Raw genomic sequence first — 13,493 nt, 5'->3', positions numbered from 1 at the left:
AATTTCTTTAGGACTCTATTAAACAAATTTATCAATATTATTAATTTTATATACTACCTTTTTCCATGTTATACCGCGATCTGTTGTAGTAAATATTTCTTTTTTATTACACGCCCAACCTTTACGCCGATTAAAAAAATGCAAACAAAATACATTTTTTAACAATGGATTACTTGATACTTTTATCCATTTTGATCCTTTTTTTATTATTTGATATACACTTCCATTTTCACTATTTATAACCCAGCCATAATAGGAACTAAAAAAAGAAACAGCCACTTTACTAGTATTTATTGTTTTATTTGAAATATGCCACGAATTCCCCTTATCAAATGAGTAATTCATTAAAAATTTATCATCATTCATTTTAGTTGGTATTACTAATAGGTTATTTTTGTAGATTGCTTTATAAGCCATAGCAGTCCCAGTATTAATCCCTTCAAGACTTGGAATATCTTTTATAGCTTGCCAACTTTCCCCACCATTTATTGTTTTAAATACCGTTGATGTTTCATAATGTTTTTGTAATGAAATAAATCCGACTAAATCGTTTATAAATGTTATCCCTGAAATACTATCACTAATACTTATATTTTTTATTACTTTCCAAGCTTTCCCTTTCGTTTTCAAATAGTATAAATTATGTTCAAATTTATTTGATGCAAGCTTTCTAGATAATACAATCCATATACTATCCATATTCGTAGCATGCAATTGCACTTGAACATCAGTCGATTTCTCCCAATCTTCTTCAACCGGTAAAATAAACTCACTCCATCTTTCCCCTCTATTAACTGTATAAAATATAGCTGGCAATAGATCGTCATTCGTTTTTGTTAAACCATATGCCCAAGAGCTTCGAGCGTTTATTGGATATGCAAATAATACAATTGAATTTAGAGGATTAACAACATCCCATTCTACTCCTCCGTTTCGAGTATATAAGATGGCTTGCTTTTTATTTGCATATTGAATACCAGCCCAACCATATTTATCCGTTCTCATTTGTAAAGAAGTAAATTGAATATCATTATTTTCCAATATACCACCTCATTCTTATTATTTATATATTCGTATGCTATTATTTTCAAAACGTTCTATCACTCGTTGTTAGTACCACTCGTTTTATCTACTATCTTTATATTTACTTTCTCTTTTCTTCAACAGTAAAATATCATTCAATCATGTATCAAATATAATGAAATCCCTTCTATTTTTTTCGTTATCATTTACCAACAACTGTATTTTACAAAATTCAACTATAAAAAATGCACCCCAATTGTAAAACTATTTTTAACAATTAGAGTGCACTTTATATAAAATTTAGCTTTTAACTTTTAAGCACTTACTACAGCAGCAACTTTATCCATACAAGAAATAAATTGAGTAATAAATGCATCAATTTCTTCTTTTTTAATTATATATGGAGGAAGTAAACGGATGATATTCCCTTGTGTAACATCAACTAACATCCCTTTCTCCATTAGCTCTACCTGTAATTTCTTTACATTTTCGTTCGTATCATTCAAACTAATTCCAAACATCATACCAGCATGGCGTACTTCCTGAATATAATAAGAATTTTCTTTCTGAATTTCTTGCAATTTATCATTTAGATAGTGTGACGTTTCATACGCTTCTTGCATTAAACCATCGTCAATCAATGTGTTTAATACCGTTAACCCTAAAGCGGTTCCCATTGAAGAATGAGCAAACGTTGTGCCGTGATCTCCTGGTGCAAATACATCACATAACTTTTCACCTACAATAATTCCGCCAAGCGGTATCCCGCCTCCTGCTCCCTTACCAATTTGAATAATATCCGGAGTAATATTGAAATTTTGATAAGCAAATAGTTTACCAGTTCTCCCCATACCACTTTGAACTTCATCAACGATAAGAATAACATTATATTTATCACATAAGTTTTGAACACCATGTAAATATTCACTTGATAAAGGGTATATCCCCCCGCTTCCTAATACAGGCTCTAGCATAATCGCAATTGGATTTTCTTTAACGATTGTTTCTTCTAATTGCTCTATATTCTCACGCTCTACTTCATATACCGGAATCGATGTTTTAGGAAAATTTTGATATACACTTTCTTGTCTCGTAAAATGAAGTGCTCCTAACGTACGCCCATGGAAACTATTCTTCAGCACTACGATTCCTTCACGTTCCTCTCCCGTATTAGCTCTATATTTATCAATTAATTTTAATGTCGTTTCTGTCGCTTCCGTACCAGAGTTTGTAAAAAAGACCTTTCCGTTTTTTAAAGAGCAGTCAACTAATTTCTTTGCATACTCAATCGCAACTGGATTTAAAAAATGAAATGGAAGATGCAACGATTTCGTAACTTGTTCCATTGTCATTTGCACGATTTTCGGGTGATTGTATCCTAATACATTCACTCCGACACCAGAAAATAAATCTACATATTCTTTACCATCCACATCATATAGTTTGCAACCTTCTCCTCTTTCTATCGCAACCTTCGTACGACAATACGTAGACATCATATATTCTTTATCTAATTGAAACCAATCCGACATTTTAAATTCCTCCTAGTTATTTTCCCTGTTTATTTATGTTCATTCTCTATAAAGTCATGTATAAATTCATTTTTCAGATTAAAATTTTAATAGTAATTTTCTTCACGATATTCATTTTTCCATAATTTCTTCTATTTCAACAGGTCCACTACATGTGCATTTTTTTCATCTAGCGGTCTGTTACCATTTTGGACTTTGCGTGTCATACATAATCAAGGCTATGAAATCATATTTAGTAACAATGGACAAAAAAGATTTGGAGGCTATATAGATGGATGAAAACTATGATAAACAGGGGCAATCTTTACTAGGGAATGACTTTAATGAAAATAGAGAACGTAATGAACAAGCTATACTTCACTCACAAACAGTTGGTTCACGTGGACCTATTCTAAAGCAAGATAGTGTACTTCACGAGACGCTACAAGAATTTATTCACGAAAAAATTTTAGAAAGACCTGTTCATGTAAAAGGATTTGGTGCGTTCGGTTATTTTCAAACGATCTATCCAATGTCTGAACATACTAAACTACGTTTTTTACAAAATTCTAATGCGAGAGTTCCTGTTATGGTGCGATTTTCATTAGCCGTTAGTACGAAAGGAACACCTGACACTTCTAGAAATGTACGCGGTTTTTCTACAAAGTTTTATACAGAAGAAGGCATTTTCGATCTTTTATGTAATCACATCCCTGTCTTTTCCGTTCGTGATCCGATGCGTTTCCCTGAAACGATTCAAGCGTTGTTACCTTCACCTATAAATAACTTAATAGACCCTAATAGATTTTGGAGCTTTGTCGCTAGAGCGCCTGAATCCATTCATTTCGTTGTTCATTTATATTCTGATGCTGGTACGGCCAAAAGTCTTCGCCACATCCCAGGACATAGTGTTAATACATATGTATGGAGAAATGCAGAAGGTAATCGAAAGTATGTAAAGTATCATTGGTACCCCTTTGAAGGTGTACAATACATTACTAGTGAGGAAGCGAATAAACTGGCTGCTGAAAACCCTGATTATAGCGGAAAAGATTTATATGATGCAATTGCAAATGGTAAACCAGTAGAATACGGTTTATATGTCCAGCTCATGGATCCGAAAGATGAAGCACATCTTTCTTATGACCCTTTAGATGATACAAAAGTATGGGATGAAAAGAAGTATCCTCTTATACCAGTAGGCAAAATGGTATTAAATAAAAATCCTGAAAATTATATGGAGCAAGTAGAAAAAGTCGCCTTCTCCCCTTCTAATTTACTAGACGGTGCAGAACTATCAGATGATAAAATGCTGCAAGGGCGTGCTAACATTTACAGTGATTCTCAAAGAAGAAGAATTGGTTCCGAATTTCGCAAATTGGCGATTAACAAACAGCAAAATTGGACGCCTGCTAATCAAATAACGAGCGGTGACGGAAGATACGTTGAAGGTAAACTTGAAAGAACTTCTATTACGAAACAGGATGACTTTACGCAGCCTAGTGAATTTTATGCGAAGTTAAAACCGATAGAAAAAGAACATCTTGCTAAAAACTTAGCTAGTGATTTCAAAGTTATATCCCATGATATTAGGAAGATAGTTTTGGGGTATTTCAATCAAGTATCAACTGATTTGAAAACAAGCATTGAGACAAAAATGAAAGAGCATTAAGAAGATTAAAACATGCTTTACGAATGAGAATTCAAATCTATATTAATTATTTTCTTGTCAAAATCCAATGAAGTTATTTAATTTAAAAATATAAAGCCAATATATCCCTGTTCTATAATTAGAACAGGGATATATTGAAGTAGTTTAATGTTTAACATTAAATACTTTATTTAGCTAAAAAATGCAATAAGTAGCCTTTCAAAACAAACTATTTTACTTGTACCGTATAATTCCCTGTTCCACCACCATACTTATATACACTTAAGTAATATTTCCCTGGCTTTGCATTATAATTTCCAAGCAATTTGTTTCCATCACGTTTTGTTGCATAAGCTACATAATTATTTAGATCTGATTCAGAATATAATACCCAGTTCAGTCCAAGATTTTGTTCGTTCGTAACAGAAATCTGTAAATCTTTTTGATCCTTTACATCAATAACAAATTTATCCCCCTGATCTTGATCGCTCAAGGTTCCTTTTAACAAAATATTCAAGGATAGTGGATTTGCTGTTTCAAATGAATTATTTGGTTCTTTTTCTACAGCCGTACCTTCTTCTGTATTCACTCCGCTAAACACAACATCATATTCATATTGTCCAGCATTATTTACACGGTAATTTACAAAATAAGCAGTCAATGTTTTATATCCAGTCCACTCTTTTCCTGAAAGGCGTTTCAACATATCATTTGTTGCTTCATTCATCACTTTCCAGTCCTCAACTTCTCCTTTAGCCGCACTTCCTGTATATGTCCCCTGTAGTGTAAATGTATTAAAGAATTGTGATTTATTCTTTGTTACTTTCACATCTTTTAATTTCGCTTCATTCGTAATATCTGAAGTAACGTCCGAAAGCGATTTTGGATCATGCTGAGTTAAATACTCATCTGATACTTGTGGAATTGTATACTTATCGCGATTATCAATAAGCATTTGCATATAAGATTGATATTCTTCATTTAACTTATTATCTTTGCTTAATGTAACACGGTATGCATCGTAACTTGAAACATCATTTGCGCGAATTAAATCATGTACTTTATCGAACATTTCTGGGCGTTTATTATACATATATGATTGCAGTGCAAACGAATAATTATAAAAATCCCACGTTCCATATTTCGCATTTAATGTTTGTGATGCTGTATAACGTTTTGCAGGATCATTAGATAACCCACCAATTATACTTTTTCGCGGTACTACACTATCTAATCGCGTTGCACCTGCAAAGAACTCTGCATTCCCTTCTTCAAACCATGTTAAACGTTCATTTTGATACATTTCTCCTTGTCCCCATAATCCCTGAACTTCGTACCTTCCTTGTAAGTAGTGCGTAAATTCATGGCGGAACAATTCTTCCAAACTATAAATACTTTGCTCTGGTGTACGTTCATATGTAAAGAAAGTCCCTGTCCCTTCAATATAAATCCCACCATTATTCGTTTCATATCCGTACAGTTGACGATTAAATTGATACTCATCTGGGCTATTATAAATAACCATCGTTAACACATCATCAGCATGTTCACTTTCAAGTGGTTTATCGCTACCAACTGTACGATAAAATTGAGAACGCACTTCTTTTGCCGCCCAGTATAGACGTTTAATTTTCTCTTCGCTAACTTTATCCCCAGCTTTAAAGACAATTGCTCCATCATCAAACGTATACGTTTTCGGTAAATATTTCTCTTTACCCTCTTCTCGAATTTGATCTAAATTTACAGTTTTTCCGTTCGCATCTATTCCTCCATAATTTGTAGTAATTTGTTCTGCCGCAACAAAGTATTGCTCTCCTAAATATGGATAAATTCGCATTGTATCTGTAACAACTTGTTGTCCTTTTGTCGGCGTGCTATGAAGCTTGCCCAATCGGCCAGCATAGTAAATTCCGTTATTTATTAACCATCCATTTTTATCTGATACAGTACCAATAAGTGCGAAACGACTTACTTCATTAATAAAGTTATCGATATTTCGATACCACATCGTATCTTTCGGCTCTTTTCCAGTCGTGTACATATCCGTCTGAATATCAAAGTCAATTCCCTTCATCAACTCATATATAGCGTCTCCTTTTGTTCGGTCTTCAATGAAAGTTGCAAGATTATCGTTATATTGTTTAAAAATTTCACCTGCATATAAAACCGTTTCAACATCTGCTGATGCATTTCCGATTAATTTTCCATATGATGCAATTACTTTATTTTGTTCTGATGTACCAAGTTTGAAATTTGGATTTTTTGCAATTGTTTTTAAAGCTGGTAAACATTTATCATGGTAGCTACGCTCATTTAGTTTGCTTAATTCATCATGGTAAAAACCTAAATAAAATGCTGCACGTAGAGCTTCTACTAATGTTTCAATCCCTTTTGAATCATCTTTCGTATAAGCTTGTCCTTGTTCTGCTAGTTTATTAATAATCGCTTGCATTCGGTTATCATCTTGATAGAATTTAAGACTATCACTATTAAACTGAAATAATTCCGGAATTTGATACCATTTAATTGTCACAAGAAGATCAGTTAATTGTTTGTTATTTAATTGATTTAACTCAGCCATCGAATACTTTTTTTCTTCAGCTAACGGTTTAATATTATCGGTTGGTGCTAGTGGACGCTGCGATAAATCCGCTAATTTTAACCGTTTTGTAAAAGATGCATTTTCTTGTACTTTTGAAGGGTGCGCCAATTCATCAACAGATTTCTGTATTCCTACCGGCTCCATTTGTAATACATTCTTCACATTTTTCTCTTTTGTCTCTGCTTGAATTTGCAAACCATTACATGTTATTGTCACTAGTCCAACACCAAGAATCCACTTAGAAATTTTCGAATATTTAACCATACCATTGCCCCCTAGTGTTTTAAAAGAAAATTCTGAATTCCAAAACCAAAAAACACTTATTTGTATGTATTTACAGTTCCGCTATAAATACAACTATGATCAATAATGCAATAGTAGCTTGTTTTATACTATTACGAGTACAGATTCCTTACATACAATCTCCCTTCCTTACATTTAGTACAAGCAAAAACTGTGCCAATCATATTAATCATATTTCTTATGAATAGCCAACATTCTTTTATAAATACTGTAGAATAAAATATACATAGGTGGTTCGGCAATGTATAAATCATTTGACACAAAATCTAATGTTTATGAAGAACAAATTCATTGAATGTTATAAGTTCATTAGCCAGTAAATAATTTTCAACTAACAACATCCCCAATTTTTAAATCTCTCAAAAAAGGTAAACAAACATATTCCATAAAGCTAATATGTTCGTTTACCTTTTTCTATTTCAAATCAACAGCAAAATATCGTTGAATAAAAATAGTATTAATAAGTATTTTGTTATTCATTTCTCTTTTTTAGATAATCTTTTTCACATTGTAACGGTTTGAATTTCACTTTTTTCCCTTTCTTCTTTTTCGTTTTTATAACGAGCCATTCCCCTTTTTCAACGTCTAGTTTAAGGCGTTTCATTACATTAATATTATCTTTTTCTTTATAAAGTAAAAATGCTTCTTGCGCCCTCACAAATAAGCTGGGCTGCTCGCTAAATCCACCACTATCATAAATTTTAGTTAGCGAATTATAATAAGAATCATTTTCCTTTCCACCATACATCAAATGGGCAGCCTCCAGATCTCTTTTACTTACTTCCCAAAAACTGTGTGCATCAATATTTAAATCAAACGTAGATTTAATGTCCCTCATAATGTTTTTCACATACTTCTCATCTCGAATTTTCCTTTTTTCAAGACAATCAGAAGATAACCTTGGTGCATCTGATTGGGAATGTACAACGTGTTGTATCGATACACACAAAATAAATACGCTTAAAATGTAAAATATTTTTTTCATATTTACATATCACCTCAAATGATTTATATACTATATCATTTGAGTCTTACAATATTCTTATGCTAACAATGTGAAAGGCCCTATAAATTGGACTTTTATAGAGCCTTTCATATTAACATTGCTTTATTAAATTTACCGGTGAAGCCATTACCTTACTATTTTTCACATCATATAGTCCTATAGGCGTTACCCGTATAAAAGGCAAGTGCGTCGCAGAAAAGAATAAAATGGTAAATGCCGGATCGTCATACCTGTAGCCACGCTCTTGCAATAATTTCACCAACTGTTTCTCTTCCTGTATTAATTCACTCATTTTTAAATTAGACATAATCCCGAGCAATGGTAATGCGATTTCGTGTAATACTTCATTCTTTTCAGCTATTACCATTCCCCCGCCAAGCTCTTTTACTCTATGAAAAGCTGTAAGCATATCTTCTTTATTCTTCCCAATAAGAATGATGTCGCCGGTACCAGAATAAGAGCTAGCAAGACCACCTAGTTCTTTCGCAAACCCCTTTACAACTGTATTCACTCGCCACGTACCGTCACGAGCAATCATCATAAGAAAACACTCATCATGATCTAGAGAAAGTTCATCACAGTTTAAATCAATTTCACTCGTGTATGGTTTAGTTATAACGTTATTCAATAAATGTATACCCATGTTATGAGAAAAAATCATATCCTCTTTTTCTATGGACCAGTTTAATAATAATGGAGTTACTTTGAATTTACTCCAGTCTATTTGTAATGATTCATTTTTGTTTATTCCGTCACGCTTCACCCATTTCCCTTTTGCAATTACGCTTATTGGAACCGGTTTTTCTTTACTTTCTAAAATATTAATATTAGCAATTCTACCTGTCGCAATTGAACCATGTAGATGTTCCATATTATAATAACGAGCGATATTATAACTTGCCATATGATAAGCATCTATTATTGGCACTCCTTGTTTTATCGCGGTAGCTATCATTACGTTTGTCATTCCATTTTCATAAAACGAAGGATGTGAGCCGTCTGTAGTAAGAATAAATCTATCAAACTGCTTTACTCCTAGTTCCAACAATTCTTTTAGTAACACTTCTAAATCTGGGCGGATTGAAGAATTTCTTAGGGAAACCGTGTAACCTTGCATAAGACGAGTGAAAACTTCCTGCCCTGTCATCGCTTCATGATCACAATCTGTACCTAACAGTTTTAACTTCGCTAAAGTCGTTTCAGATGCTCCTGGAAAATGCCCTTCTACTTTTTTATGTAATCGTTTCGTTTCCTGCACCCAATGTAACATTTCATCATCGCCATGTAATAACTTTGGCCACGCTGTTAGCTCGCCACCTTGAAGAACTGCTTTATGCTTAAGCCACTCTATTATTTCTTCACGATTAAATAAAGATTCCCCGTTTTGCAATTCAGTTTGTCCATCAAAACGACACCACCAATACATACTTGCTGGAATCTTTTCAAATTCATCTAATAAACGAAATGCTTCTTCACGTTGTAATGTGAAAAATAAAGTTAAATTATCATTAATAAAAGTCGTCGTCCCAAACTGCATCGCATAATTTGCTAACGTTTCTGGATTATATAATTGATATGGATGTGCATGCGGTTCTATGTAACTTGGAACTATATACTTTCCATCACAATCAATGACTTCACATTTATGTAGTTGCGCTGGCAGTTTTTCTCCTACATAAATAATGCGATCATCATAGATCCAAATATTTGCTTGCATCCACTCGCGCATATAGGAATTTAAATAAGTTGCATTCTTAAATAAAATGTGCGGACTTCTTTTGCCATCTATTATTTCAACATGTTCTCTTAATTGCTTGTTACTCCACCTGAAATCCTTTTGTTCCACTGTATTCAACTCCAATGCTATATTATTTAAGATGAAAAATAATTAATTAAATAAACTATTTTTCATACAAGCCCACTAAATACGTACCCCTATTATATTTAATAATCATAAAAATAACAATTTTCAGAATCAACATCGTTTTTATTGTTCACTACTTCTCCTTTTGAACATAAACATTTCTGTGCAGTTGTTTTACTGAAATCTTCGAAAGAATAACGACTATTTCGTAAAGTAAAAAACGTGTCACCTTAATACGATGGCACGTTTTTTACTTTGCATTTCAAATTATGATTAGTTCATACTATTTCGGAGCTGATTTATAAAGGCATGGGCTGCATTTGAAAAAACTTGATTCTTTTTCCAAATAATATTTAAGTTCGCTTCTAATTTAGGTTGTAATGGTTTAAAGCAAAGTTTACTATTTCCTGACGTGTTAATTATCTTATCTATACATAATGCATATCCAATACCTTCTTCAACCATAAGTGCTGCATTATAAAGCAAATTATAGGTTGCGACGATGTTTAAATTATCTATACTTTGTCCAAACCATCCTGTTAATTCATTACTAACAGTAGATTGTCGTGAAATGAATAATGGTTTATCTATTAGATCCACTGGGCTAATAACTTGTTTATCCGATAAAGGACTATCTTTACACATTAATACACCCCAAGTGTCTTTAGCTGGCAATTGTGCATATTCATATTTTTGTTTATCAGTTGGCTCTATAACGACACCAAAATCTAATAATCCACTATCTAATTTACTCTTAATGTCATCAGCATTTCCGCTGTACAAATGAAATCGAATATTTGGATAGTCTTTTATTAATACTTTTAATGTTTTCGCAATAAGATGCATCGCTTCAGTTTCACCGGCACCAATGTAAACTTCCCCGCTTATCATTTCTTTTGAATCTTTTAAGTTCGCTTCCGTTTTATCTGCTAAATCAACAATCTCCTTCGCCTTTTTAAATAAGTATTTCCCCTCTTCTGTTAATGAGATTTTCCTATTTCCTCTTATAAATAAATTTGTTCCTAATTCCATTTCTAAATCTTTCAGTTGCCTTGATAATGTTGGCTGTGACAAATGTAATTGTTTTGCAGCTGCTGAAATACTTTCTTCATTTGCTACAGCAATAAAATAGCGTAACACTCGAATTTCCACGATAGTCTCCTTTTACATATAGCTAATAAGCATATGAATGTATTTAATATAGGTATTTGATATTGGAATCGTATCATTTTATGATTGTATTGAAAAGATTAGCGTTTTAGAGGGGAGTATAACAATGGATATGAAAGATTTTATAAATTTTTGTAAGGCCGGCAAGCCTATTTCAGGCGAGGATAAAGAATTACATGATCTACTAGTTCAATGTAGCTATGAAGCCCAGAAGATAACAATGAAATTAAATACATCTTATCATTCTAAAGAAGAGATTGTAGCGATATTTAGTGAATTAACAGGTAACAACATTGATCCATCTTTTATGTGTTTTCCACCGTTTCATACAGACTTCGGTAAAAATATTACAATTGGAAAAAACGTATTTTTTAACACTGGATGTTCTTTTCAAGATAGAGGCGGAATTCATATAGGAGACAATTGTATGATCGGTATGAATGTTACAATTGCCACACTTAATCACGGGCTAACTTTAGAAACAAGAAATACAACATACGCTTCCCCTGTTACAATTGGTGAAAATGTATGGATTGGTTCTAGCGCAACAATACTTCCTGGTGTTTCAATTGGGAACAATTCAATTGTTGCTGCAGGTTCAGTTGTTACAAAAGATGTACCTGCAAACACCGTCGTTGCAGGGGTGCCGGCAAAAGGTGTGAAAGTCATTCATAGCAATTAAAAATATTCTAGATTTTTGAAATGCAAACAAGCTACTTTGATTGAAATTTGCTTTACTGCTTATATATTTATTTTATCGCTCTTGTTAAGAATTTTATTTCTCCTTGTGAGAAGAGAATGTACCTATATATTTTTCTATACCGCAATAAAAAGACTTATAGAATGATTCTATAAGTCTTTTACTATAAGGAATTAACCTATACCCATCGATTAACAAATTCAAAAACCAAAAGGTTCGCGATGAATAAATTTCTAATAAATCACTATTCTCTCTAATCGTCAAAAAATTAACAATAGTTGAGTAATTCCTTTTACTGCCTCGTAGCCAAAATATATTCCAAACAGAATTAAAACAATGCCTGCTACTATAGAAATCCATTTCATTACTATATGATTAATAAATCTTCTACCAAAATGAATAGATGTAGCCATAAATATATCCCAAAGCATAATCCCAGCAAAAATGGCTGCACTATACCATAAAGCTTGTTCTTTTCCAATAGTATTCATGGCACTAGTTAGAACTGATCCATATATCCCTATCCAAAAAATAATATTTAATGGATTAGAAATTGCGATAGCAAACCCCGATAGAAAAGATTTTAAAGGATGTTCTTTTTCACCTGATGAAATATATTGAACTTGTTTAGTAGCTTCTTTCATACTTTCATAACCCAAATAAATCATCGTTACAAAACCAAAAATCCAAATGCAAAGTTGAGCAACTGGGGTTGTTAAATAAGTCGAAATACCAAAGTAAATTAAAAACATCATTACAACATCTGCTGACATTGCCCCGACTCCCACTAACCATGCACTCAAAAAACCATTTTTTATTCCTTTATTTATTTGAGCAACATTAATCGGACCGACTGGTGCAGACAATGAAATCCCTAATAATATATAACTGAATATCATGCTAATCATTTTTCTTCAACCCCGTAATAGGACATCTCATTACACTTTCTTCATTTGTTTCTGGTAACATATATTGTTTCCATTCAAAGGTTTCTTTTATTCCGTAATCCCCTATATCTGGATGCATTGGAATATCATCATATGCTAACAAACGTTTTCTAATCACTTTCCGCACTTGTTTCCCTTGTTTTGTATCACCTGTAATATCATCCAAAGTACCTCGAGGTTGTAACGTAATTTCAAGGCCGGTTCCTGTATATCTACTTTTTCTCTCAGAATATATTGGAGCCCTACAAACGACAAATATAGGTTCACCACCAAAACAAAATTCCCATTTAGCGTTATAAGGATCTATTGGTATTTCTGCATTCCATGGCTCCGGATCATTTCTCATTAAAAATTGTAATACATTCCAAAATTGTTTTTTGTATTCTTCAGCCAGTAATTGTTTATTAGATGGTTTAAAAAATATTACTAAAGTAGTTCTCTTTGCAATTTGTTGATATGTTTTAATATATTCATAAATCCCATCTCTTAGTTTGAACAATTCATTTTCATCATAAGCCGATTCGGAAAATATATATCTAGACCAACCATGTTTCTCAGAATCCACTGCAAAATAACACGGAAATGGTTTAGATTGATCTAAAATGCTATCGTGAAAATTATTGAAAGATACAGTTTTCCACTCATCTAAAATCCCTTTATTTTGTTCTTCAATTATTCTCTTTTGATCGTATAAATACATTTTTGTAGTTGGCATT

10 protein-coding genes are annotated in these 13,493 nt (G+C 32.7%); 2 read left to right on the top strand and 8 right to left on the bottom strand.

The features are described 5' to 3' along the window. Nucleotides 1–18 precede the first annotated feature (18 nt). Together AC1DMU_RS04745 and AC1DMU_RS04740 are read right to left on the bottom strand one after the other, a co-directional pair. Nucleotides 19–1,041 (bottom strand): hypothetical protein, encoded by a 1,023-nt coding sequence (locus AC1DMU_RS04745; protein WP_088063826.1) that lies wholly within the window; start codon nucleotides 1,039–1,041, stop codon nucleotides 19–21. A gap of 296 nt (nucleotides 1,042–1,337) precedes the next feature. Next, nucleotides 1,338–2,555, bottom strand: a complete 1,218-nt coding sequence (locus AC1DMU_RS04740) for an aspartate aminotransferase family protein (protein ID WP_088063827.1) — start codon at nucleotides 2,553–2,555, stop codon at nucleotides 1,338–1,340. 271 nt (nucleotides 2,556–2,826) lie between these two features. Between AC1DMU_RS04740 and AC1DMU_RS04735 the strand changes: the two genes are divergently transcribed. Then, nucleotides 2,827–4,206: a catalase gene (locus AC1DMU_RS04735; protein WP_088063828.1), complete on the top strand. Its 1,380-nt coding sequence runs from the start codon at nucleotides 2,827–2,829 to the stop codon at nucleotides 4,204–4,206. A 208-nt stretch (nucleotides 4,207–4,414) separates the two neighbouring features. On the opposite strand, the gene colA is transcribed toward AC1DMU_RS04735, so the two are convergent. The 4 genes from colA to AC1DMU_RS04715 all read right to left on the bottom strand — a co-directional run bounded on the left by colA (nucleotide 4,415) and on the right by AC1DMU_RS04715 (nucleotide 11,112). After that, the gene (gene colA, locus AC1DMU_RS04730; protein WP_088063829.1) at nucleotides 4,415–7,051 is read right to left on the bottom strand and encodes a collagenase ColA; all 2,637 of its coding nucleotides are present in this window, start codon (nucleotides 7,049–7,051) and stop codon (nucleotides 4,415–4,417) included. Nucleotides 7,052–7,562: 511 nt separating this feature from the next. After that, entirely contained in the window at nucleotides 7,563–8,075 is a 513-nt protein-coding gene (locus AC1DMU_RS04725) for a hypothetical protein (RefSeq protein ID WP_088063830.1), read from the bottom strand. A gap of 112 nt (nucleotides 8,076–8,187) precedes the next feature. Next, nucleotides 8,188–9,942 (bottom strand): adenine deaminase C-terminal domain-containing protein, encoded by a 1,755-nt coding sequence (locus AC1DMU_RS04720; protein ID WP_088063831.1) that lies wholly within the window; start codon nucleotides 9,940–9,942, stop codon nucleotides 8,188–8,190. A 291-nt stretch (nucleotides 9,943–10,233) separates the two neighbouring features. Continuing rightward, complete coding sequence (locus AC1DMU_RS04715) at nucleotides 10,234–11,112, bottom strand: LysR family transcriptional regulator (protein WP_088063832.1); 879 nt, start codon at nucleotides 11,110–11,112, stop codon at nucleotides 10,234–10,236. A gap of 124 nt (nucleotides 11,113–11,236) precedes the next feature. Here AC1DMU_RS04715 and AC1DMU_RS04710 point away from each other — a divergent pair, with 124 nt between their 5' ends. Beyond that, entirely contained in the window at nucleotides 11,237–11,812 is a 576-nt protein-coding gene (locus tag AC1DMU_RS04710; RefSeq protein ID WP_088063833.1) for a sugar O-acetyltransferase, read from the top strand. Nucleotides 11,813–12,090: 278 nt separating this feature from the next. On the opposite strand, the gene AC1DMU_RS04705 is transcribed toward AC1DMU_RS04710, so the two are convergent. Then, complete coding sequence (locus AC1DMU_RS04705) at nucleotides 12,091–12,738, bottom strand: LysE family transporter (RefSeq protein WP_088063834.1); 648 nt, start codon at nucleotides 12,736–12,738, stop codon at nucleotides 12,091–12,093. Then, nucleotides 12,731–13,492, bottom strand: a complete 762-nt coding sequence (locus AC1DMU_RS04700; protein WP_088063835.1) for a YqcI/YcgG family protein — start codon at nucleotides 13,490–13,492, stop codon at nucleotides 12,731–12,733. Before AC1DMU_RS04700 ends, AC1DMU_RS04705 begins: the two co-directional genes overlap by 8 nt. Nucleotide 13,493 lies beyond the last annotated feature (1 nt).

This window comes from Bacillus sp. 01N45 (genome assembly GCF_056399205.1).
The sequence above is the reverse complement of the archived record's forward strand: the minus strand, read 5'-3'. Positions and strand labels throughout refer to the sequence as shown.